Annotated in this window: 19 protein-coding genes; 12 read left to right on the top strand and 7 right to left on the bottom strand. The window is 61.5% G+C overall.

Translation table 11 applies throughout. The features are described 5' to 3' along the window. Nucleotides 1–142: 142 nt before the first annotated feature. From paaD to paaA, 4 genes are read right to left on the bottom strand one after another with little or no spacing between them, the layout of a single operon-like run. Nucleotides 143–652, bottom strand: a complete 510-nt coding sequence (gene paaD, locus E7T06_RS08295; protein WP_136365363.1) for a 1,2-phenylacetyl-CoA epoxidase subunit PaaD — start codon at nucleotides 650–652, stop codon at nucleotides 143–145. Then, nucleotides 652–1,437 (bottom strand): 1,2-phenylacetyl-CoA epoxidase subunit PaaC, encoded by a 786-nt coding sequence (gene paaC, locus E7T06_RS08290; RefSeq protein ID WP_136365362.1) that lies wholly within the window; start codon nucleotides 1,435–1,437, stop codon nucleotides 652–654. The genes paaD and paaC overlap by 1 nt, the downstream gene beginning before the upstream one ends. Next, on the bottom strand, nucleotides 1,430–1,972 hold the full coding sequence (locus E7T06_RS08285; protein WP_136365361.1) for a phenylacetic acid degradation protein: 543 nt from the start codon (nucleotides 1,970–1,972) through the stop codon (nucleotides 1,430–1,432). The genes paaC and E7T06_RS08285 overlap by 8 nt, the downstream gene beginning before the upstream one ends. A 4-nt stretch (nucleotides 1,973–1,976) precedes the next feature. Further along, the gene (gene paaA / locus E7T06_RS08280; protein ID WP_136365360.1) at nucleotides 1,977–2,966 is read right to left on the bottom strand and encodes a 1,2-phenylacetyl-CoA epoxidase subunit PaaA; all 990 of its coding nucleotides are present in this window, start codon (nucleotides 2,964–2,966) and stop codon (nucleotides 1,977–1,979) included. 251 nt (nucleotides 2,967–3,217) lie between these two features. On the opposite strand from paaA, the gene E7T06_RS08275 reads away from it, so the two are divergent. Then, nucleotides 3,218–4,609, top strand: a complete 1,392-nt coding sequence (locus E7T06_RS08275) for an MATE family efflux transporter (RefSeq protein ID WP_240740922.1) — start codon at nucleotides 3,218–3,220, stop codon at nucleotides 4,607–4,609. Here E7T06_RS08275 and E7T06_RS08270 read toward each other — a convergent pair. Then, nucleotides 4,606–5,232 (bottom strand): hypothetical protein, encoded by a 627-nt coding sequence (locus E7T06_RS08270; protein ID WP_136365359.1) that lies wholly within the window; start codon nucleotides 5,230–5,232, stop codon nucleotides 4,606–4,608. The genes E7T06_RS08275 and E7T06_RS08270 overlap by 4 nt on opposite strands. A 332-nt stretch (nucleotides 5,233–5,564) precedes the next feature. On the opposite strand from E7T06_RS08270, the gene E7T06_RS08265 reads away from it, so the two are divergent. From E7T06_RS08265 to E7T06_RS08225, 9 genes are all read left to right on the top strand, one after another. After that, nucleotides 5,565–6,323 carry a DeoR/GlpR family DNA-binding transcription regulator gene (locus E7T06_RS08265; RefSeq protein ID WP_240740921.1) on the top strand — a complete coding sequence of 253 codons (759 nt, stop codon included), beginning with the start codon at nucleotides 5,565–5,567 and terminating at the stop codon, nucleotides 6,321–6,323. A 167-nt stretch (nucleotides 6,324–6,490) separates the two neighbouring features. Then, a complete protein-coding gene (locus E7T06_RS08260) occupies nucleotides 6,491–7,816 on the top strand; it encodes an extracellular solute-binding protein (RefSeq protein ID WP_240740920.1) in 1,326 nt (441 codons plus the stop codon). A gap of 136 nt (nucleotides 7,817–7,952) precedes the next feature. Further along, the gene (locus E7T06_RS08255) at nucleotides 7,953–8,867 is read left to right on the top strand and encodes a sugar ABC transporter permease (RefSeq protein WP_136365358.1); all 915 of its coding nucleotides are present in this window, start codon (nucleotides 7,953–7,955) and stop codon (nucleotides 8,865–8,867) included. Then, a complete protein-coding gene (locus E7T06_RS08250; protein ID WP_136365357.1) occupies nucleotides 8,867–9,718 on the top strand; it encodes a carbohydrate ABC transporter permease in 852 nt (283 codons plus the stop codon). Before E7T06_RS08255 ends, E7T06_RS08250 begins: the two co-directional genes overlap by 1 nt. A 130-nt stretch (nucleotides 9,719–9,848) precedes the next feature. Continuing rightward, nucleotides 9,849–11,966, top strand: a complete 2,118-nt coding sequence (locus tag E7T06_RS08245; protein ID WP_136365356.1) for a beta-galactosidase — start codon at nucleotides 9,849–9,851, stop codon at nucleotides 11,964–11,966. After that, nucleotides 11,966–13,471, top strand: coding sequence for a glycoside hydrolase family 36 protein (locus E7T06_RS08240; protein ID WP_136365355.1), 1,506 nt, complete (start codon nucleotides 11,966–11,968; stop codon nucleotides 13,469–13,471). Before E7T06_RS08245 ends, E7T06_RS08240 begins: the two co-directional genes overlap by 1 nt. Continuing rightward, nucleotides 13,468–14,580, top strand: coding sequence for a galactose-1-phosphate uridylyltransferase (gene galT / locus E7T06_RS08235; RefSeq protein ID WP_136365354.1), 1,113 nt, complete (start codon nucleotides 13,468–13,470; stop codon nucleotides 14,578–14,580). The genes E7T06_RS08240 and galT overlap by 4 nt, the downstream gene beginning before the upstream one ends. Next, entirely contained in the window at nucleotides 14,577–15,647 is a 1,071-nt protein-coding gene (galK, locus tag E7T06_RS08230; protein ID WP_136365353.1) for a galactokinase, read from the top strand. The genes galT and galK overlap by 4 nt, the downstream gene beginning before the upstream one ends. Nucleotides 15,648–15,857: 210 nt before the next feature. Further along, a complete protein-coding gene (locus E7T06_RS08225; protein ID WP_136365352.1) occupies nucleotides 15,858–16,697 on the top strand; it encodes a VOC family protein in 840 nt (279 codons plus the stop codon). A 213-nt stretch (nucleotides 16,698–16,910) separates the two neighbouring features. On the opposite strand, the gene E7T06_RS08220 is transcribed toward E7T06_RS08225, so the two are convergent. Together E7T06_RS08220 and E7T06_RS08215 are read right to left on the bottom strand one after the other, a co-directional pair. Continuing rightward, complete coding sequence (locus E7T06_RS08220; protein ID WP_136365351.1) at nucleotides 16,911–18,107, bottom strand: zinc-dependent alcohol dehydrogenase; 1,197 nt, start codon at nucleotides 18,105–18,107, stop codon at nucleotides 16,911–16,913. Beyond that, entirely contained in the window at nucleotides 18,104–18,958 is an 855-nt protein-coding gene (locus tag E7T06_RS08215) for an SRPBCC family protein (RefSeq protein ID WP_136365350.1), read from the bottom strand. Before E7T06_RS08215 ends, E7T06_RS08220 begins: the two co-directional genes overlap by 4 nt. A gap of 323 nt (nucleotides 18,959–19,281) precedes the next feature. Here E7T06_RS08215 and E7T06_RS08210 point away from each other — a divergent pair, with 323 nt between their 5' ends. Together E7T06_RS08210 and E7T06_RS08205 are read left to right on the top strand one after the other, a co-directional pair. Beyond that, entirely contained in the window at nucleotides 19,282–20,982 is a 1,701-nt protein-coding gene (locus tag E7T06_RS08210) for an NPCBM/NEW2 domain-containing protein (protein WP_240740919.1), read from the top strand. An 80-nt stretch (nucleotides 20,983–21,062) separates the two neighbouring features. Next, complete coding sequence (locus tag E7T06_RS08205; RefSeq protein WP_136365348.1) at nucleotides 21,063–21,821, top strand: 4'-phosphopantetheinyl transferase superfamily protein; 759 nt, start codon at nucleotides 21,063–21,065, stop codon at nucleotides 21,819–21,821. The last annotated feature ends 141 nt before the right edge of the window (nucleotides 21,822–21,962 follow it).

Here is a 21,962-nt window from a genome sequence, read left to right as displayed (position 1 = left end):
GCTGGGCTAGCCCTCACACGACTGAAGTCGCGTGCTTCCCGCCCAGACCCGTGAAGAACTGGGTCACGTGTCCCCCCCAGTCTGCTCCGCAGCCAGCCCCTCAAAGGGGGGCGTTGCGCCAGTAACGGGGGTTGCACGCCACCTAAACGCTCTTCATCCCCTCAAACGGCTCCCGGCACGCCTGACACACATACATCCGTTTGCACAGGGCCGAGCCGAATGAGGCGGTCATGCGCGTATCGAACGAGCCGCAGCGGGGACAGCGCACAGCTTCCGGCTCCAACGTCATAAAGAGGGTGGATTCACCGTTGGGCGCGGGCGGCGCGATGCCGTAGGTTTCCAGCTTGGCGCGGGCTTCGGGCGTGATGTCATCGGTTGTCCACGGCGGGCTGAACACGTTTTCCACGGTTACAGCGTCGGCCCCGGCAGCGGCCAAAGCCTCGGTGATCCCCTGCCGGATGACATGTAGGGCGGGGCAGCCGCTAAAGGTGGGCGTAAAGCGCACGCGGACGCCGTGCTCACCGACGTCGCTGTGTTCAACGATATCTATGCTGCGCACCATCCCCATTTCCACAATGTTGACTACCGGAATTTCGGGGTCGGCCACGCCACGCAGAGCGTCCCAGTAATTTTGAACGCTGAGGGCCGTCATCACCAAACCCGAGATTCGGGAAATTCCCGCGCCACACGCTGAAAATCGGCCAGCAGCGGGACGAGGTGTTCGGTGTGCTGCTGGCGGTTGTAGGGGAGGGGGGAAAGGGTAGGAAAACTGAGGCCCACGCCTTCCAAATGCCCGCGCACCAGCCTTTGCCAGCGGGTCTGCACGTCGGCCACATCGGGCAGCAGGCCAGCGGCCACCGCATCAGCTTCGGTGGGCAGCGGTTCACCTAGGCCCAGCGCGTAAGGCCAAAGCTGGGTCAGGGCGTCCTGCGTGCGGCGCGTGCTTTCCGGCGTGCCCAGCGCGAGGCGTTCCACCCACAGCGCCGTATGTTGCAGGTGGAATTTCTCTTCGCGCAGGGCTTGGGTGGCGGCTTCGGCCAGCGGCACATAGCTGCTCTGGCGTGCGGCGTCCAGCCACAGCACTTCCCACGCATCAAACAGGTACTGGCGCACCATCGTCACCGCCCAGTCGCCTTTTGGCAGCTCGGTCAGCGGCACATTGCGAAATTCGGCGGCGTCGCGGTGATAAGCCAAAGCATCGGCGTTGCTGCCGTCCAGCGCGGCCCGCAGCCCCAGCCACAGCGTCGCGTGGCCCAGTTCATCCTGTGCAATGTTTGCCAGCGCAATATCTTCTTCCAACAGCGGTGCGTGCCCCGTCCACTCAGCCACCCGGTGAGACAAAATCATCTCGTCGTCAGCCAGCGCAGTAAACCGGGCAATCAAGGCAAGTTTGACCGCTTCAGTCAATATGGGTCGAGTCAGGGCTGTTTCAGTCATGGTCGCCGCCTCTCGCCGCTTTCTTGTGGGCGCTGGCGTGTTGACCCACCACGCCGTAGCTGCTTTGCTGCTTATAGGTTTTGTCTTTGGCAGGCGCAAACCAGCTTTCTACAGTTTCCGCACTATCCACACTCCGCACCAGCGCCGAATCGGGAACGATCCACCACACCAGCAGTTCATCTCCAAATTGAAGGCGGGCGGCGTCTAGCGCGTCTTGCGGGCTGCCCGCGTCCAGTGTTCCCAAGTGGTCACCCAGCACCATAGAGCGCCGGTTGGTCTTCTTCCCGAAGATGTGAAAGCTGCCGCTGCCGCCCTGTGGCAAGCCTTTTCCTGCGTCAAGTTCCTGTTTGGTCAGCGCGTAAATCTGATCGGCGCGGGCCACCCACAAACTGACTGCCGCCGGACGCCGCGCAAACACGCTGCGGGCAGTAAACAAGGCGTGCTGGCCGTCGCCCGCATGGACGCTGCCCACCGCCTGATGCACTTTGCCGGGGCCGTCCTGCTTAAACACTTCCCAGCGCGGGAGTTCACTCATCGGCTCACGCTCGCTTGGCTCCGCTCTCCCGCGCGGCGTAGGCGTCCAGCGCGTCGCGCACCCAAGCGCCGCCCTCGTGCGCCTGTTGACGTGCGCCCAGCCGCTCTTTGTTCAGGCCGCGCTCACCCTTCACCACAGCCCAGAACTCCGTCCAGTCAATCGCGCCGTGCTTCCAGTTGCCTTGCTCGTCCTGGTGCATGTCGGCGTCGGGAATGGTCAGGCCCGCTTCCAGCAGTTCGGGCACATGCTCGTTCATGTATTCCTGCCGCACCTCGTCGTTGCTTTTCAGCTTCACGCCCCAGCGGCTCAGCACGCCACTGTTGGGGCTGTCGGCGTCGTGTGGGCCAAGCATCATCAGCGAGGGCCACCACCACCGGTTCAGGGCGTCCTGCGCCATTTCGCGTTGCTGCGGCGTGCCCTGCGCGTACAACACGATCATTTCTTTGCCCTGCTTGTGGTGAAAGGTTTCCTCGGAGCAGATGCGAACCATGGCCCGGCTGTACGGCCCATAGCTGCACCCGGCCAGCATCGTCTGGTTCTTAATCGCCGCGCCGTCGACCAGCCAGCCGATCATGCCCACATCGGCCCAACTGTGCGTGGGGTAATTGAAGATGCTGCTGTATTTGGCCTTGCCGCTCAGCAGCGCGTCTACCATATCCTCGCGGGTTGCGCCCAAGGTTTCGGCAGCGTGGTAAAGGTACTGCCCGTGCCCCGCCTCGTCCTGCACCTTCGCCATCAAAATCAGCTTGCGCTTCAGGCTGGGGGCATAAGAAATCCATTCGCCTTCCGGCAACATGCCGACCACTTCACTGTGCGCGTGCTGGGAAATCATGCGAATCAGTTGGCGGCGGTACTCGGCGGGCATCCAGTCGCCGGGTTCGATCTTGTCGCCAGCGGCAATGCGGGCCTCAAAGGCTGCCAGTTGTTCGGGCGTCTCGGTGAGCAGGGCAGCAGGAGCGGGAACGCTGGCTGGGGCAGTGTGAATCTGGGTCATGGGCAAACCTCCGGGCAGGGGGAGAGGGCGGCAACTCTGATGGCCTTTATTCTAGCAGATGGATGCTGCCTAACGTTAGTTAGGTTAAGGGTGCGGTGTCGATGGAAGATGAACCCCCCAGTCTGCTTCGCAGCCAGCCCCCCTAAGGGGAGCGCAAAAGATGTGTTGTCCCCACCTGTAAGGGGGGCGTCGCGAAGCAATGGGGGGGTTCACACGCCAACCTCTTCGCCCCAACCCCCTACACTCCCCCCATGACTTCCAACCGCCCCACTTCTGTCTCCAATACCCCCAGTCCACCGGGGCGCACCAGGCCGCTGGGCGCAGAAATCCGGGCACTACTTACGCTGGCCGCCCCCGTCATCGGGTCGCAGTTTGCCACCAACGCCCTCGCGCTCGTCGGCACTGCTGTTGTTGGGCGCTTGGGTGCGGGCCAGCTTGCGGCGGCGGCTTACGCCAATGCTGGCTATTACCTCGGATTCATCGTATTGCTGGGCGTCATGCTGTCGGTGGCCCCGCGTGTGGCGGCGGCGGCGGGGGCGGGCGATCCAGTGGGCATCGCCAAAGCGTTCCGGGGTGGGCTGTGGCTGGCGGGCCTGCTCTCAGCCGCGTTTTTGCCCGTTGCCTTCCTGGCCGCGTGGGGCCTAGAGCAGGTGGCCCCAGCAAACTTGCGCGGCGATTTGGCCGGAGATTATTTGCGCCTGTACGCGCTGGGCATGCCTGCTACGCTTGCTTTCGCGGCCCTGCGCGGCGGATTGGAAGGCACAGGGCACGCCCGCATCGTCACGCTGGTCGCAGTGGCGGGCGTGGCGCTCGTCGCGGTACTCAGCCCGGCTTTGGCTTTTGGCTGGGGGCCGCTGCCTGCCCTCCAGCTGCGCGGAGCGGCGTTGGGCAGCTCTATCACGTCTTGGGTGCTGGCGTTGACTCTACTGCCGCTGGCATTGCGGCGCTTGCCCCGGCCCGTGCTTCCCGCTGGTGCAGTCCGGTCAGAGGTGGGCGCATTGGCCCGCTTGGGCTGGCCCATCGGCCTCACATTGGGCGCAGAGGGCGGGCTGTTTTCGGTCACGGCCCTGCTGATGGCCCGCTTTGGCCCCGATGCGTTGGCTGCGCACAACGTGGCACTTCAGGTCATTACCGCCGTGTTTATGCTGCCACTGGGCTTGGCAACGGCCACTGGAATTCGCGTGGCGCGGGCACACGGTGCAGGGCAACTGGCCGCTGCCCGCCGCGCCGGATTGGTAGGCGCAGGCCTCGCCATCGCGCTGATGGCTTCGTTCAGCCTCGTCTACATCTTCGCCCCGCACCTGTTTATCGGCCTGTTCGTCAATGTGCGCGATCCAGCCAACGCCCCGCTGATCGCTTCCGCCAGTGCGTTTTTGCTGATCGCCACTCTCTTCCAGATGTTCGACGGCCTGCAAGTCACCGCCAACGCCGCCCTGCGCGGCCTGCAAGACACGCGCATTCCGCTGCTGATTTCGCTGGCCGCCTACTGGGTCGTGGGCCTCGGCTTCGGCTCGCTGCTGGCGTTTGGGTTGGGCGTCGGCCCACGCGGGCTGTGGTTTGGTCTTACGGCGGGGCTGACCTTCGCGGCAGTGGCGTTGCTCTCGCGATTTTTGCACCATACGCGGGCTGGTCAGATGCGCTAACGTTTCTGCCGATTCCATTCCTGCGCCCGCCGCTGTGCTTGCGCTTGGGCCGCGTTCCAGAAGGCGGTTTCCAGTCGCGTCAATTGCTCCGACGAAGGCTCTGGGGTGCGGGGCTGAGGCTGACGGTAATCGGTCGCTTCCAACCGCGCCAGTAATGAAACGTGTGCCGGATCGATTTGTTGAAGCTGCTGGGCCGCGTCCAGCACCGTCTGCTCGGATGCGCTACCGCCTGCCAAGGCCAACGCTGCATAGTGCCGCGACAACTCTTGTAGGTCGGCCACGCTGGGCGCGTACACCCACGGCCCGTATTCGCCGAGCAGCACCAGGAATCCAGTCCACTCCCGGCCCATGATTTCGGTCAGCACATCCGTCAAGGTTTCCCGCCGCGTGCCGGATGCTCTCGGTAGTAGCCACGGACGCACGCGGCTGAGATCGGCCAAAATGTGCGGTTCGCGGGCCAATTGCCCTGCCCACCGTCCCGCATCCGAGGGCGAGGACACGTCATTCAGTTCCACCAGATGCGCCAACCGCGTGCGGGCCGCAGGCGTCAGGCGGACTTGGCGCGGCGTGGGCACACCTACGCTCGCCCAAAGTTGCAAAGAATCAGGGTCAGAAAAAGACACGCCTGTATTGTGCCGGGCCGGAGTAAGCGGGTGCATCTGCCGTTTTCGATGTGCGTCATTAGAAGTGCTGTGCCGAAAGCACAATGAAACCTCCTCTGCCGCTTTTGGCTTGGGTTGAAGGCAGAGGCAAACTGCTAACAAAAGCTTCAAAGTGCCAGAAAGTGAGCAGCGAAAATAAAAATACTTGCTAATTAATAACATTGCTGGCCTTCTTTCCATCTTGTCATCCTCTGAAATCGAAAGCCCCACCTGTTGACGGGTTCTTCATCTTGTCGTAAGCTCTGAAAGTATCGAAATTCAGCAACCGGTTCCCGTACCGGAGGAGGTGAGGCGTGATTCAGGCGCGTCGTGGCGAAATTCTGTCGTTGGTGCATCAGCATGGAGAGTTGCCGGTTTCGGAACTTTCAAAACTGCTGGGGGTCTCCGAGGTCACGGTACGCAGCGATCTGCAAGTGCTGGCCGGGGCTGGACAACTGCGCCGTACACGCGGCGGGGCCAGATTGCCGCTGGATGTGCGCGGTGAAGCTCCGCTTGAAGAAACCCGCCACCGCCACGCCGACGCCAAACGCCGAATCGGGCGGGCTGCCGCCGCTCTGGTGCAAGACGACGAAACCGTGTTTTTGGATGTCGGTAGCAGCACTACCGAAGTTGCCCGCGCCCTCTCACCCACGCTCCGCAACGTCACTGTCGTTACGCCGGGCCTCAACATCGCGCTGGAACTGGAGCGCCTGCCCAACCTGCGCGTCATCGTCACAGGCGGCACGCTGCGGCCCCTTCAGCACAGCCTTGTCAGTCCTTACGCCCTAGAAGTGCTGCGCCACATTCACGCCGACCGGCTGTTTTTGGGGTGCAACGGGGTAGACGCCGTGCAGGGCATCACCAACGCCAACCACGAAGAGGCCGAAGTGAAGCGGGCGATGGTGGCCCAGTCGCGTCAGGTCATCGTGGTGGCCGATCCCAGCAAACTCGGCGTGGTCAGCCGGGCGCATATTGCCCCAGCCAGCCGCGTGACTACCCTTATTACCGCCCGCCACGCCACTGGGCCGCCAGCCGATTTGTTGGCCCTGATTTCTGACGTTCAAGTGGTCTAAAAGTCTAAGGTCTAAGGAAATGGGGCGATTGAGACGCTGGATTTCCTCTGCCCGTTCCAAGACTCTGAACGCAATTATCTGTACTTAGTCCCTTAGACCCTCGAGCCTTAGACGCCCTTACGCCGTAACCCATCACCGCAATCCCCACCCGTGCCTTTGGAGGCCGTATGAAGAAACCGCAATTGAAGACCGCCCTGCTCTCCCTATCCGCTCTGCTGTTTGCTGGAAGCGCCCTTGCCGCCGATCCCGCTTTCCCCAAAGCGCCCGCTGGCAAGGTCACGCTGGAAGTTTGGTCTTGGGTTCCCGGCCTCGATAAAACGGTGGCGGCCTTCGAGAAGGCTTACCCCAACATCGATGTGAAGGTGACCAACCTTGGCGGCGGCCCCCAGACCTACACCAAGCTGCTGACCACCCTGAAGGCCGGAACGGGCGCGCCCGACGTGGCCCAAGTGGAATACGGCTTCGTGCCCTCGTTCGTCGATACGGGCGGATTGGCCGACCTGAGCACCCTCGGGGCCAACAACTACAAGAAGTACTTCGTGCCGTGGACGTGGGGACAGGTCAGCCCTGACGGGAAAGCCGTATTCGCCATTCCGCAGGACACCGGCCCCTTTGCGATGGTGTACCGCGACGACGTGTTGAAGAAGTACGGCATTGCTGCGCCCAAGACGTGGGCCGAGTACGAAAAAGCTGCCGCCACCATGTACACCAAGAGCGGCGGCAAGGTCAAGATGGGCAACTTCTACGCCACCTTCGCCCCTTGGTTCATGGCGCTGGCGTGGGCCGACGGCGGGCAGTTCTTTAAGCGCGACGGCGATAGCTGGGTGCAGACCCTCAACAACCCTAGCGCCAAGAAAGTGCTGAACTACTGGTACGGCATGATCAAAAAGGGCCACGTGGGCACCATTCAGGCCTTTACCGCCGACTACTGGAACGCAGCCGGAGCCGGACAAGTCGCTTCCAACTTTGAAGCAGCGTGGGGACCCGGTGGCTACGCAGGCAGCATGAAAGACAAGGGCGCGGGCCTGTGGCGTGCAGCCAACATTCCGCAGTGGACGGCCAGCAACACCGTCAAGAGCGGCAACTGGGGCGGCAGCTCTAGCGTCGTCACGGCCCAAAGCAAGAACAAGCAAGCGGCCCTGCTGTTCAGCTTGTGGCTCAACCTCTCGGAAACCGCCATCAGCCAGAACTGGACGAACGGCGGCCTGTTCCCCGCCAGCGACGCAGGCCTTGACTTTGCCATTCTGAAAGACAAGACCAAGAACCCCAGCAAGTTCTTCGGCGGGCAGGACATCAGCAGCGTGTACGCCACCGCCAGCCGGGGCGTCAACGTAAACTTCCAGTGGGCACCTTGGTTCCCCTTTGCCAACGACAACTTCAACAAGCAGATGGATTTGATGCTGAAGGGCAAACTGACCCCCAATCAAGCGCTGGACGCTTGGCAGCGCGAAACGCTGGCCGAAGCCAAGAAGCAGGGCTACACCGCACGCTAACGCGGGTCACAATCTAAATCGAGCCAACACAACGAGGCAGCGGGGCCGGACAGCAACACGGGTCCGGTTCCGCTGCCTCCGTTCAGAGTCTCAAGGAGCGAGGAATGACGCCCAGTTCGCGAGTATCTAGGTCCACATGGTTGTCAGCCGCCCCTACCTTCCCCGGACGCCAGCGGTGAAGCCCAGTCGCGGCACACCTTGGCTGTTCCTGTCGCCGTTTCTCGTCCTCTTTACCCTGTTTTACATCGCCCCGGTCATGTACGCCGGATACCTCAGCCTGTTCATCAAAAAACGGGCAGGCTTCGGCGCGGCCAAAGAAGTCTTCGGCGGCATGGCCAACTATGTCCGCGCCTTTCAGGACACCGAATTTTTGAGCAGTCTGCTGAATATTCTGAAATTTGGCGTGGTGCAAATTCCGATCATGATGCTGGTGGCTACCGCCCTCGCCCTCGTGCTGGACGCGGCCAAAAACCGCTTGCAAGGCGTGTTCCGTACCGCCTTTTATCTGCCCTACACTATTCCCAGCGTCATCGCGGGCTTGCTGTGGGGGTATTTGTATTCCAAAAACCTGTCGCCCTTTAACCAAATCGTCACAGCATTGGGCGGTGGGCGAGTGGACTTTTTGGGCAGCGATATCGTGCTGTGGAGCATCGCCAACATCGTGACATGGACCTGGACGGGCTACAACATGATCACGCTGTATGCCGCCCTGCAAAACATTCCCACCGATTTGTACGAGGCGGCCCGTATTGACGGCGCGAGTCCCTGGCAACTGACCCGCGATATCAAATTACCCCTGCTGAAGCCCAGTTTGCTGCTGGTGCTGATCTTTTCCATCATCGGCACCATGCAGGTCTTTGCCGAACCGTTCGTGCTGCGTCCCCTCGGCTACGTGCCCGACAACATCACGCCCAATACGTACCTGTACTTGGTGGCCAGCCGCGACGGAAACTTCAGCTACGCCGCCACGCTCGCCATCTTGCTGGCTATTTTTACCTTCTTGATGAGCGCTGTCTTCCTCAGATTCACCCGGCGGGGAGGCGAACTGTAATGGTACGCAAAGAAAAATTTACGCCTCTGCAAATCCTGGCCCTGACGCTGTTCGCCATTTACGCGCTCTTGCCGCTGTGGTGGGTCATCGTGACCATTTTCAAAGACAACGGGCAACTGTTTTCTACCTTCGGCCTGTGGTTCGGCAACAAGTCTTACCTCTCCGAGAACCTGAACACGCTGTTTACCCGCCAAGACGGTATTTTCACCCGCTGGGCCGTCAACAGCATCGTGTACGCCGGAACCACCGCGCTGGGCAGTGTGGTGGTCAGCGCGATGGCTGGATACGCTTTTTCCGCCTACGAATTTAAGGGCAAAGACGCCCTGTTTGGCCTCATTTTGGCCACCATCATGGTGCCCAGTACCGCGCTGGTGCTGCCCCTGTTCCTGATGATGCAGAAGATGGGCCTGCTGAACACTTACTGGGCCGTGATTTTGCCCGGTTTGGTCAACCCGTTCGGCCTGTACCTGATGCGCCTGTTTTGGGATGCAGGTTTCCCTAAAGACCTGATGGAAGCCGCCCGAATAGACGGTGCAGGCGAGTGGACGATTTTTCAGCGCCTCGGCCTTCCGCTGGTGCGCGGCGGCTTGGTCACGGTCGGCCTGTTTGCGTTCGTGGCCGCGTGGAACAACTTCTTCTTGCCGCTCGTAGCCGTCAGCCGCGAAGATCTGTTTCCCCTGACACTCGGCCTGAGCGTGTGGAACCAAACCAGTTCGAGCAGCGGGCAGGAGCCGATTTACACCGTCATCGTATTGGGTAGCCTGATCTCGATTTTGCCGCTGGTGCTGGCGTTCCTAACGTTGGGCCGCTACTGGCAAGGCGGACTGGCCAACGGAGCGGTGAAGGGGTGAGCAGCTGTTGATGTGCGGTGGCCTAGGGCGCACAGGCTCTAGGCCATGAGCCATCAATCCCCACCAAATACCACATCTTTTCCCACGATCCACCACCCATAACCCGCTCCCAAATCTCAAGGAATCACCCATGACCCAACCCCAGTCCACCGCCGCCCCCCACCTACTTTTGGCCACTTGCGACTACCCGGAGCATGTGCCGCGTGACCGCTGGGAGCCGTATGCACGTCAGCAGCGCGAACTGGGCCTCCGCTTTGTGCGGATCGCGGAATTTGCGTGGAGCCGTATGGAACCTGCGCCGGGCGTGTACGACTGGACGTGGCTGGACGAGGCCGTTGCCGCTTACGCCGCAGAAGGCTTGGGCGTGGTGCTGTGTACGCCGACCGCCACGCCCCCTGCATGGCTGATCCGTGCCCATCCGGAAATTTTGCCCTTTGATGAGCAGGGCCGCGTGCGTGAATTCGGCTCGCGCCGCCATTACGACTTTGCCTCGCCCGTGTACCGCCAGCATTCTCAGCGGATTACGCAGGCAATGGCCGACCGCTACGGCCAGCACTCAGCAGTGGTGGGCTGGCAAACCGACAACGAATTTGCTTGCCACGACACGGGCCGCAGCTATGGCGGAGCCAGTGCCGCCGCTTTTCCGGGCTGGCTAGAGCGCAAATACAGCACGTTGGACGCCCTGAATCTGGCCTGGGGCAACGTGTTCTGGAGCATGGACTACACCGACTGGGCGCAGATTCGGCCTCCCAATCTCACGGTCACGGAACTCAATCCCAGCCACGTCGTCGATTTTTACCGCTTCGCCTCCGACATGGTGGCCGAATTTCAGGCCGAGCAAGTCGCCATTTTGCGTCAGCGTTCGCCGGGCCGCTTCATCACGCACAATTTCATGATTTTTGAGAAGGGCTTTGACCATTATGCGGTGGCAAAGGGGCTGGATTTCGTGACGTGGGACAACTATCCCACGGGAATGTTGGAATTCTTCGCGCCGCCGGGATTCGAGGGCCACAAAGTCACGTATGCCCGCACGGGGCACCCGGATTTGATCGGTTTCAACCATGATTTGTACCGGGGAATGTTGCGGGGGAGTGTGGAACGTGGAGCGTGGGAGGTGGGCAAAGCTGTGTTTCAGTCTTCGCCCCACGATCCACGGTCTACCCCCCACGATCCCGGTTTCTGGGTGATGGAGCAGCAGTGCGGCCAAGTCAACTGGGCACCTCATAACCCCCTCCCAGCCGACGGCGCGGTGCAGTTGTGGACGGCCCAAGCGTGGGCACACGGGGCCGATGTGGTCAGCTATTTCCGCTGGCGGGCCGCGACGATGGCGCAGGAAGTCATGCATTCCGGCTTGCTTCGGCACGATGAAACGCCTGACCGGGGCCACGCCGAAGTGGGCGCACTGGTCGATGCAGGCCTAGAGCGGTTTCCGCTGGGGCCGGTGCCTGCGCGGGTGGCCCTGCTGCACGATTACGACAGTTTGTGGCTGTACGACCAGCAAAAACACAGCGCCAGCCTGAATTACTGGGCGCAGGTCTTGGCCTACTATTCGGCGCTGCGTTCGCTGGGCGTTGATGTAGACGTCATCAGCGCCAATTCTGACTTGACCGGGTACGCGCTGGTGGTGGCTCCGGCTATCACGCTGGTTGGTGCAGACCGGGCCGCCCGCTGGACTGCGGCGGTGCGGGGCGGCGTGCATCTGCTGTGTGGGCCGCGTACCGCTTTCCGCACTCCCGGCGGCGAAACGTGGGCCGAGGGGCAATTTGGGCCGCTGACCGAGTTGATCGGGGCCAAACTGGGCCAATACGATTCCATGCGCCCCGGCCTGTCTCAAGAGATTCGGGGCACGGCAGATCAAACTTTTGAGGCGCAGTATTGGGCCGAAAGCTACCGCCTCAGTGCTGCTGATGGGGGAGACGACGGAGCGGCGGCTGAAGCGCTCTACCGCTACGTAGGCGGCCCACTGGACGGCCAAGCCGCCGTGATTCGCCGCGCTGCTGGGCAAGGTCAGTTGACCGTGATTGGCGCACACAGCCCCGACCTGATCCGTACCGTGCTGGAAGACGTGCTGGCGGGCGTCAACGTGCCTACCACCCGCCTCCCAGACGGCGTGCGCATCAGCCGACGCGCAGGCCACACGCTGGTGCAAAACTGGCTGCCCACAGCGGTGGAGTGGCAGGGCAAAACACTCGCGCCCGTCAGCTTCGAGATGATTGGTTTACTGGAATCGGGTCAGGGAGAGCAGTGATGTTTGAACAGGAGAAACGCCACGTTGGCGAGTGGGTGCTGGACGTGCGACCCGAAGAAATTCGCGTGTTGGTCAGCGGCTTCCAGTCCTGGAGTGAAGCCGAACTGCGCCCGCTGACCGACCTTCAGGCTGTGCCTCTGATGAAATGGCGGCACGAGCAGGGTCACGACCCGGCCTTTTTGCCCAGTGGGGAGGCGGGCGTGTGGCGCAGTCATACTGTGTTGGCGCTGGTGCGGCCCAATGGCAGCGGTTGGGTAGGCTCCGCGTTGGACGCCACTCACACGTTTACCCACTGGGAGGCCCGTGCCGACAGCCCACAGGTGCGCGTCACCTGCACAGGCGAAGGCCCCGCCGTAGAGGTGATGTGGCAAGAGACTCCGGATGTGATCGGCACACTGGAAACCCTGTCGGCGCAATTGGGCAACACCATGCACGCCCTTACGCCGTCGCCGCTGCGGGTGTGGTGCAGCTGGTACAGCTATTACCGGGGCGTGACGCTGGAAAACATGCTGGAGAATGCGCGGCTGGCCCGCCAACACCGCCTGCCCTTCGACGTGTTCCAACTTGATGACGGCTTTCAGGCCGATTTGGGCGACTGGTTCGAGCCGTCCGGGCATTTCGGTGGTCACGCCTCCGAGCTTCCGGCCCAACTTCAAGCCCTCGGATTCACGCCCGGCATCTGGCTGGCCCCCTTCCTCGCCTCGCCCACTTCCAAGCTGTTCCGCGACCATCCCGGTTGGATGCTGAAAGGCGAAGACGGCCAACCCTTGCCTGTAGGCAACAATTGGGGCGGCGCGTACTACACGTTGGATACCACCCATCCCGAAGTCTTGGTGTGGCTGCGCGAATTGTCGGCCACGGTGCGCGGCTGGGGGTACACCTATCTCAAACTCGACTTTTTATACGGTGCGGCGTTGCCCGGCGTGCGGCACGACCCCAGCATCGGGCGGGCGCAGGCCTACCGCAATGCCATGCAGGCCCTGCGCGACGGCGCACCCGACGCCTTTATCCTCGCGTGCGGCGCACCGCTGGCGGGCAGTATCGGCCTTGTAGACGCCATGCGAACTGGTCCCGACGTGGCCCCCTACTGGGATGAAGAATCGCGCCGGGTCTGGCTGGGCGACGCCACCGGCCCCAGCGCCCGCAACGCGCTGCACACGGCCCTCAGCCGCTGGTATCAGCATTCTTGGTATCAGCCCGACCCCGACGTCGCCATCGTGCGCCGAGAACTGAGCCTGCTGAACCACCACGAGCGAGGGGCCATCGCCGGAATGCTGGATATCATCGGCGGTCTGCGGGCCAGCAGCGACCCAATTGGAATGCTGGACGATGAGGGTTTGGCCCTCCTGCAACGGTGTCTTCAGATCAGCACGCCCGACCGCCCTGCCACCCTGACCCACAGTTTCGGGGGCGCGGTCACTCATTTTTCACGGGGAACCTTTAACTTGACTGACCAATCTGTAACGGATCTTCCCGCACACGCCTATCTTGGGCAGCGTTTATGACTGACTCTTTGTCCAGCCCTCCCGTGTCGGATCAGCCGCCCGCCACCTTTCAGGCCGATTTTGTCAAGCCGGATGGCCGCGCCCTGACGCTGTACGGCCTGCAACCCCTTCAGATCGAGGGCGACTTGCCCAACATCGGCGATCCCGTCGACGCCCGCCCAGTGCTGCGCTGGCACCCGCTGCGTTCGGAATGGGTCATGTACGCCGCGCACCGCCTGAACCGTACCTTTTTGCCGCCGCCGGATTACAACCCGCTGGCCCCTTCCCGTGTGGGCGGTCATCCCACCGAGTTGCCCAGTGGTAACTACGATTTGGCCGTATTCGACAACCGTTTTCCCAGCCTCACGCTAGATGCACCCACGCCGCCTAACCCGCTGGAACGCGCTGGCGTGGGCAAATGCGAAGTGGTGGTGTTCAGTCAGAACGCCGATGGCCGCCTGTCTGACCTGACCGACGACCAGATGACCCTCTTGATTGACGTATGGGCCGACCGCACCACCCGCCTGGCCGCCACAGGCAAGATTCGCAGCGTGCTGGCCTTCGAAAACCGGGGTGTGGAAGTCGGCGTGACCCTGCACCACCCGCACGGCCAGATCTACGCCTACGACCACATTCCGCCTGTGCAGGAGCGCATGGTAGCGGGGGCCGAGGCTCACCGCGCCCAGTCGGGTCAGGCGTGGCTCACCGATTTCGTAGCCGCGGAGCGAGAGGCCACCGTGCGCGTGGTCCACGACGGCGGGAAGGCCATCAGCATTGTGCCGCCCTTTGCCCGCTACACCTACGAAGCGTGGGTCATGCCTACCCGCGCCGCCTCGCTGCTGTCCGAACTCGACCCCGCCGAGCGCCGCGCCTTCGCCGTGACCCTCAAAGACACCTTGCTGCGCCTAGACGCCCTGTTTGGCGTGAGAATGCCGTACCTGATGACCGTCCACCAGGCTCCAGTCGACGCGCTGCATCCTGATTTCCCGCTGCACATCGAAATTTATCCATATTTGCGTGCGCCGGGCCGCATGAAATTCTTGGCCGGAACCGAGCAAGGTGCGGGCGAGTTTGCCAACGACAAGTTCCCCGAAGCGGCAGCCGAAGAGTTGCGCGGCGTGACGCTATGAGCGCCGCCTCTGCTTCCGGTTCTCTCTCGGCCAACACGTTTGCCGACCTGTTCGGCAGCGCCCCAGAGGTCACGGGTTCGGCACCGGGCCGCGTCAATCTGCTGGGCGAACATACCGATTATCAGGGCGGATTCGTGCTGCCCACCGCTATTCCTCAGCAGGCCACCGTCTCGCTGGCCCGTAATGGCAGCGCCCAGCACGTTATTTACAGCGCCAATCTGGATCAGACCCTGACCGTGCCTGTGGGAGAAGTTGGCTCCGATTTTGCCCCCTACATCACGGGTTGCCTGAACCTGAGCGGCGTGGCCGAGGGAATGAACGTTCACATTCACAGCGACGTGCCCAGCGGCGGCCTCAGCAGCAGCGCGGCGCTGGAAGTGGCAACCTTGCGCGCCCTGCGCGAACTGTTCGGCCTCGACCTGAACGACGTAGAGTTGGCCCTGCGCGGCGTCAAAGTCGAGCACGAATTCGTGGGTGTGATGTGCGGCGTGATGGATCAGATGGCGAGCAGCATTGCCAATACGCGCACCATGCTGCTGATCGATACCCGCTCGCTGGAGTACCGCGCCGTGGCTTTTCCGGCGGGCGCGGAAGTGTTGGTCATTGATTCGGGCGTGCCCCGCCGCCTCGCGGAAAGCGGCTACAACGAACGCCGCGCACAGGTGGAAGAAGCCAGCCGCCTGCTGGGCGTGGCCCAACTGCGCGACGTGACCGACCTGCAGAGCTTGGAGACCTTGCCTGAACTGCTCCGGATGCGGGCGCGGCATGTGGTCAGCGAAAACGCCCGCGTGCAGGCGGCCCTGCTGCCCACCACCGACGCTGTGGCCTTCGGGCAACTGATGAACGCCTCGCACGCCAGTCTGCGCGATGATTACGCCGTGTCTTTACCCAGAGTAGATACGCTGGTGGCCCTGCTGCAAGCCGACCCAGACGTATTCGGCGCACGTATGACCGGCGCAGGCTTTGGCGGTGCAGTGGTGGCCCTCGCCCGCGAAGGCGTGGCCGTGCAAGTGGCGGAGCGCGTGTTGGCCGAGTACGGCCCGGAAGGCCAGCGGGTGGTTCCCTGAGCAGTAGCCCCTAAAGCATTTGTCCGAAGTACAGCGCCAGAGAAGAGACGACTGACGCTTCCATTCTCCCAAATACTCCCCCCAATTCACCCACTCCGTTCGGTCAAAAGCGAACAACACTTTTGACCAATGCTCTAAACCACTCCTCATTTTATTCGGGTTGACTTCATGGTTGAGGTCAGCCCGTTTTGTTTCTCCTAACCTCTGGTTATGATTTCCCCGATTCTGGATTTGGCAGGCGTCACGTTAGAGGTTAACCATTTGCCGCGTGGCATGCGCTTTTATGAGCAAGTGCTGGGGCTGCGGCTCCTGCACCACGATGAAGAACAGGGCGTGGCCGAATTCGAGGTCAACGCGCACCAAACGCTGACCCTCTGGAAACCCGTCACGCGGCAGGCCAATTCGTCCCGGCTGGCCCCCTTGCGGGCACGGGGCGCGTCGCATTTGCATTACGCTTTCCAAATCCTGCCGGATGACCTAGAAGGCTGCAAAGCCCTGCTGGGCGCACACGGATTGGAGTGGACAGAAATTAATCTGGGCACTGAAGACCGCCCCGATTGGACACTGTATTTCTACGATCCGTTCGGGCATGGCCTAGAGTTGCGCGGCGTAGACCTGATCGACGAGCGGCGACCCTATTTTTTGCCGTCGCCCATAGAGCGCCCCGCCCATGCCCTTCCTGTGTTTGGATTACGGGAAGTCGCTTTAGGCTTTGGCGACTATCCGGCCATGCTGGAGCGGCTGCCCCGAGCTTACGGGTTCGCCTTTGCCAAAGAGCAGGACGACCGCAACTTTGCACAGTTCACGCTGGGGCCACGGGCTGAGGAAGACGGCAACGGCACGCCCCGCCGCTGGCTGTATGCGTGGGATCCGCAAGTGGGCTTGGCCGACATGCTGGGCGGCGATCACGTTCACGCCCGCTTTTACGCCGATGTAGACGCAGTGGCCGAGTTGGTGAAAGCGGCGGGTTTGCCCCATATTCAGGACAAAGAAGGGCTGGCAGTGCGCGACCCGGAAGGCCACGTCTTTGAGTTTGTGGCGGTGAAATAAAGCGGGGTTTTGGCGGGACATTAAAAAGATTTCAGGTCATCTGGTGTTTCCCTATCCACCTATGGAACAGCGGGGTTAGGGAGCAGTGCAGAGGCATCCCCAACCCGTGCATAGAAGTCATTTTACTTCCGCATCACCGGGCAATCATCCCACCCAGTACAAATAACAGAGGCGAGCCAACTTGGCTCGCCTCTTGCTTTTATGCCTTCCTGCTTAGGCTTTGCCGACCGCCTGTCCCCAGGGATCAAGCACCACTTTGATACAGCCGTCGTGCTTCTCGCGGAAGGTTTTGTACAATTCCGGCGCTTCGTCTAGCGTAGCGCGGTGGGTAATGACGAAGCTTGGGTCTATATCGCCCTTTTCGATGTGCGCCAGCAGCGGCCTGACATATCGGTGCGTATGCGTTTGGCCCATGCGGAACACCAAGCCTTTGGCAAACGCCGCGCCCATCGGCATTTTGTCTACGAGTCCTCCGTACACGCCCGGCATACTCACGGTGCCGCCTTTGGCACAACTCAGAATGGCCCACCGCAGCGCCGTAATGCGGTCAAAGTTCAGGCGCATTTTTTGTTTGGCCGTGTCCATCAACGCGCCGGGGCCGTGTCCGTGTGCTTCTAAGCCGACCGCGTCAATGACGTGGTCGGGGCCGCGCCCGCCAGTGGCTTCACGCAGAGCGATCAGCACGTCGGTCTGCTCGTAGTTGATGGTTTCGATGCCCGCCGCTTCAGCCATTTTCAGGCGCTCCGGCACTCGGTCTACGATGATGACTTTGGCGGCCCCCAGCATCTGGGCGCTGCGGGCGGCAAATTGGCCGACTGGCCCGGCCCCGAATACGGCCACCACGTCGCGGCCCTTCACGATGTTGCAGTTTTCGGCGGCCTGATAGCCGGTGGGGAAAATATCGGTCAGAAAGAGAACTTGATCGTCGCGGAGGTTCGATTCGATTTTAAACCCGCCGACATCGGCAAAGGGCACGCGCACATATTGAGCCTGCCCACCCGCGTAGCCCCCATAAATGTGCGAGTACCCGAACAGGCCGCCGCCACTGACTGCGCCGTACAGGGCTTCGGCCATGCGGTGATTGGGATTGGTGTTGTCGCAGGCGCTGTAATTGCCCCGTGTACAGTGATCGCACAGGCCGCAGGCGATATTAAACGGCACGATCACGCGGTCGCCCACCTTCAGGCGTTTCACGTCTTTGCCCACTTCCACCACTTCGCCCATAAACTCGTGGCCCATGATGTCGCCCTTTTCCATGCTGGGGATGTAGCCGTCCAGCAAGTGCAGATCAGAGCCGCAAATAGCGGTAGATGTGATTTTGACGATGGCGTCGCTGGGCAGCAGCAGCGTCGGGTCGGGCACGGTCTCAATGCCGACTTTGTTGGTGCCTTGCCAAATCAGTGCCTTCACTGGGTTCCCCCGTCGGCCTGCTTGCTACGCTGCTTATTGCCCTGCATCTGCTCTCCTTTTCCGGCCAACTTTTTGGCTTCACTGGCCGCCCGCCCGCTGGTTTGACCCTCGGTGGTGGGCGCAAATCCCAGTTCCTGCTCGCGCTTAAACCGCATCAAGTCGTCACGAAGCTGCTGCGAAGGCTCTTGCCCCGCAATCCGGGCCACCACCGCGCCCGCTGTGCCGCCCGGAGGCTTGTAGCGCAGGCGCACGATGACTTCGGTGCCGCGTTTGCCCGGAGCCGTGCGGAAGATGACTTCCCCGCTGTTGTCTATACTTGCGCCTGGTAACGACTGCCACGCAATTCGCTGACCGGGTTCATCTGCCGTAATCTCGGCGTCCCAACCCACTGTGCCCACCGGAGCCTTCACCGTCCAGTGAGACCGTTTGTCGTCCAACACGCGTACTTCTTGTAGGTGCGTCATTAATTGCGGCAGGTTGTCCAATTTGCGCCAGATGGCATACAGCGCGTCGGCGGGCTTGGCGATGGTGACGGCGTCGCTGACCAACGTTTCACCCGTGTCAGGGTCTTGCTGGATTTTGAGGGCCGTCGCCAGCGGGTTCTTACCCTGCGCGGCCACGATGCTTAGGCCGATGCCCGCGCCCATCAGCGCGATGCGTGCGAAGGGGTGCCCGCGCAAGCCCAGGGCGGCGAGACTGGCCCCGGCAACCGCCACTACGCCGCGCTCCAGCAGGGTCATACTCGCGCCAGTCGTAGAAGCTTGCGGCTCTAGCGGGTCTTCAAAAGAAGCGGCGCTCCCGTGTGCGGGCAAACGCTTGCCGCTCGGCATTCCGCTCTGGTTAGGCGTCATGGCCTCTTCCTAGACATTGAAGTTGCATTTCACACTCTGAGCCGTCCTCAAAAGTGGCTTTGGCGGCTTGGCTTACTGTGTGGAGGGTTTCTGAAGAAAGCGCGAAACGAGTCTAAACACGGTGGGCACATCAGATATGGGTTCGCTTCCACTTGGCAACCAGCTCTAGGGCTGCCTTAAGCTCAGCTGTCTTTTCTGAGTGGGGCTTTTGTTTCATGAATCTAATGTTCATTAAGTTTGCTTATCTCCCCAGTTTATTAGGAAGACACTAACATCTTGGTTCCCGTACATCCGTTCCCTATTTCGGAGGCTGTATGTCGTGTATGTCTGCCCGTTTGCTTCCCGCGCTAACGCTTTCTCTGCTCCTGTTGGGCTGTGGACAGCTGCAGACTCCGGTAGAGGTCGACCCTTACGCCAATGGCCAGAGCTACCCTTGGCAGCACACTGGAACGCTGGCCCCGCAGTCGCTGACGCCGGGAACCAATACGCTGCAATATGAGACCGCTAGCTTTGCCCGCAACAGTTGGGGGCCAGTCGAGCGCAACGCCAGCAACGGCGAACAGAAAGCCGGAGACGGAACGCCGCTGACCCTCAACGGCAAAATGTATGCCCAAGGCTACGGCGTCCACGCGGGCAGCGAATTGCGCTTCAGCTTGGCGGGAACGGGCGGCGCACAGTGCAACAATTTCACCGCCGACATCGGCATAGACGATGAAGTGGGCAGCCGGGGCAGCGTGGTGCTTCAGGTGTACGGCGACGGTGTAAAGCTGTACGACAGCGGCGTGCTGACCGGAGACAGTGCCACCAAGCGGGTGAATGTAGGGGTGGTGGGCCGCCAAGAGTTGCGCCTCATCGTCACTGATGCGGGTAATGGCATCAGCTTTGACCACGCCGATTGGGCCGATCCCCGCTTGGAATGTGCCACCACCGCGCCCGAAGCGGGCAGCGTTGACACCAGTTGGACGGCCCATAGCGTTGCACCGAATTTCATCAAAGCAGTGTTGGAACCAGACCTGAATGTGTTGGTGGGCGGCCTGTTCGTACGCCAGCCGGACAGCAAGCGGTTGGTCATTACCAATACGACTTCTGGCAAATTTGAAGTGGCGCGGCGTTTTGCTGATGGCACGCTAGATACGGGTTATGGGCAGGGGGGCCGGATTGTCACGGATTTTGCGCCGGGCCAGACCGACAATCCGAATGACAGCCGTCAATCTTACGGGGCCAACGACGCGCTGTTGCAACCTGATGGCAAGCTGGTGGTGGTCGGTACAGGCGGGAATCAGCTCAGTGATTTTGCTGTTGCCCGTTACACAGCACAGGGCCAGTTGGACACGACATTTGGGCAGAGTGGCGTAGTTTTCACGTCGCTGGAACCGCTGAAAGACCCGCAACCCAATGACCCCGCCGTATTCAGCACAGACCGCGCCCAACGGGTCTTTTTGGGGCCAGACGGGACTCTGGTGGTGTTGGGAACCTATGAGCAACCCACGCTGCCGCGTATTGCAGGCGCGATCGTTCGCTACACCGCCAATGGCACGTTGGACACCACCTTGCTTAAAGGCCTGCGTCCCATCGGTATGACGCAAGTATCCTCAGACGCGACGGGTGGCCCCCTCACGCTGGCCGTAGAACCCAATGGAGACATGATTTTCGGGGCCAATGGGCGCGCCACCACTTATGTCGGTGTGCTGGTGCAACGCATCCGCAGAAGTGGCTTATACGGCCCCAGCACGCCAAATTTCTTTCTCGGCCCACAATCGCCGCACGCCAATGTCATAACCGACCTCACCTTGCAGCCAGACGGCACAATCTTGGTTGGTGGACGTGCCGATCTTGGCGGCGTTCTTCCATCCGGCGTATTGGTACGCCTCAATCCAGACCTGTCATTCGACAAGACGTTTGGGCCAGATGGCACCGGGCAAGTCGTCACCGCTGCCGAATCAGGCGGGATCCAGAAGATTTTGTTGCAGCCAGACGGTAAAATCGTGGCTGTAGAGAATACCGTTCGGAGATTCTGGCCCTAACAGTTTCGTAAGCTCGCTTTTCAAATTCCAGACGGCCATAACCTAAATCTAGCCTTCTGGCCGCATACTGATTCCCATTCATGAGCGGAACCACTCGCAATTCAGACGGGCCAACGGGGACGCTGTGGCTGATGCACTTGCCTGCCGCCGAGGCAGGGGCATGGCAAACCCACGCTTGTCTGAATGCTGTGGAATTGGCCCGCGCCGAAGCCTTTGCTAGTGTCGCCGCACGCGGATTTTATGTTGCTTCAGTTGTTTTTCGCCGCACCATTTTAGGGGAAGTGTTGCACCTTCCGCCCGCCGAAGTGCAGTTCGAGTTTCCAGCAGGCCGCACCAAACCTCACTTGGCCCCTTCCCAAAACCCTACAGACTGGCGCTTCAACCTGTCCCATTCTGGCGAATATGCTGTGTTGGCGCTGGTGCAGGGCCGGGATGCGGGTGTGGACATAGAGCGGATGCGGGGGGCGGTGAACTGGCGCGGCGTAGCACAAACGGCCTTCTCTCAGTTCGAACAAACGGCCTTGTTTGCTGAGCGGCCCGAGCACACACTGGACACGTTTTACCGCCTCTGGACCGCCAAAGAAGCCTACTTGAAAGCGTGTGGCGCGGGCCTAAGCGTGCCGCTGGAAGCCGTGAGTGTGGCGTTGGCTGGGGCTGACATTGATGTAGCCCAAGCGGTTCCCGGGGATTTGCAGCACTGGCGGGGCCAAGTTGTGCCTTTGCCCGCAGCGTTGGCTCCCGTTTACCGCGCTGCAGTCGTCGTGCAAGCGGCTCCAACCGAGCGCCTCAGCCTCAGCGTGCAGCACTGGACACTTCCCATGCCCTCAGCAGACATTTGAACTGGGTTCACTCTGCGGGGTCTGCTGACAAAAGATGACAAGTAACCGGTAGCGTCAAGAAAAATTCTGGCTTACAGTGAAGACTCGGTTACAGTTCGTCTTCATACAGATTCAGTCCTTCTTCACCGCTGCCGCGCCCGT

The sequence above is a fragment of the Deinococcus sp. Arct2-2 genome (assembly GCF_004801315.1).
Lineage (GTDB): Bacteria > Deinococcota > Deinococci > Deinococcales > Deinococcaceae > Deinococcus.
Note: the sequence above shows the minus strand (reverse complement) of the source record. Positions and strands in the feature narration are given on the sequence as shown.

Coding starts and splice junctions, on each gene's coding strand:
- E7T06_RS08205 (WP_136365348.1), top strand. CDS start 21,063: ATGAGCGGAACCACTCGCAATTCAGACGGGCCAACGGGGACGCTGTGG.
- E7T06_RS08275 (WP_240740922.1), top strand. CDS start 3,218: ATGACTTCCAACCGCCCCACTTCTGTCTCCAATACCCCCAGTCCACCG.
- E7T06_RS08250 (WP_136365357.1), top strand. CDS start 8,867: ATGGTACGCAAAGAAAAATTTACGCCTCTGCAAATCCTGGCCCTGACG.
- galK (WP_136365353.1), top strand. CDS start 14,577: ATGAGCGCCGCCTCTGCTTCCGGTTCTCTCTCGGCCAACACGTTTGCC.
- E7T06_RS08225 (WP_136365352.1), top strand. CDS start 15,858: ATGATTTCCCCGATTCTGGATTTGGCAGGCGTCACGTTAGAGGTTAAC.
- E7T06_RS08240 (WP_136365355.1), top strand. CDS start 11,966: ATGTTTGAACAGGAGAAACGCCACGTTGGCGAGTGGGTGCTGGACGTG.
- E7T06_RS08255 (WP_136365358.1), top strand. CDS start 7,953: ATGGTTGTCAGCCGCCCCTACCTTCCCCGGACGCCAGCGGTGAAGCCC.
- E7T06_RS08245 (WP_136365356.1), top strand. CDS start 9,849: ATGACCCAACCCCAGTCCACCGCCGCCCCCCACCTACTTTTGGCCACT.
- E7T06_RS08285 (WP_136365361.1), bottom strand. CDS start 1,972: ATGAGTGAACTCCCGCGCTGGGAAGTGTTTAAGCAGGACGGCCCCGGC.
- paaA (WP_136365360.1), bottom strand. CDS start 2,966: ATGACCCAGATTCACACTGCCCCAGCCAGCGTTCCCGCTCCTGCTGCC.
- galT (WP_136365354.1), top strand. CDS start 13,468: ATGACTGACTCTTTGTCCAGCCCTCCCGTGTCGGATCAGCCGCCCGCC.
- paaD (WP_136365363.1), bottom strand. CDS start 652: ATGACGGCCCTCAGCGTTCAAAATTACTGGGACGCTCTGCGTGGCGTG.
- E7T06_RS08260 (WP_240740920.1), top strand. CDS start 6,491: ATGAAGAAACCGCAATTGAAGACCGCCCTGCTCTCCCTATCCGCTCTG.
- E7T06_RS08210 (WP_240740919.1), top strand. CDS start 19,282: ATGTCTGCCCGTTTGCTTCCCGCGCTAACGCTTTCTCTGCTCCTGTTG.
- paaC (WP_136365362.1), bottom strand. CDS start 1,437: ATGACTGAAACAGCCCTGACTCGACCCATATTGACTGAAGCGGTCAAA.
- E7T06_RS08215 (WP_136365350.1), bottom strand. CDS start 18,958: ATGACGCCTAACCAGAGCGGAATGCCGAGCGGCAAGCGTTTGCCCGCA.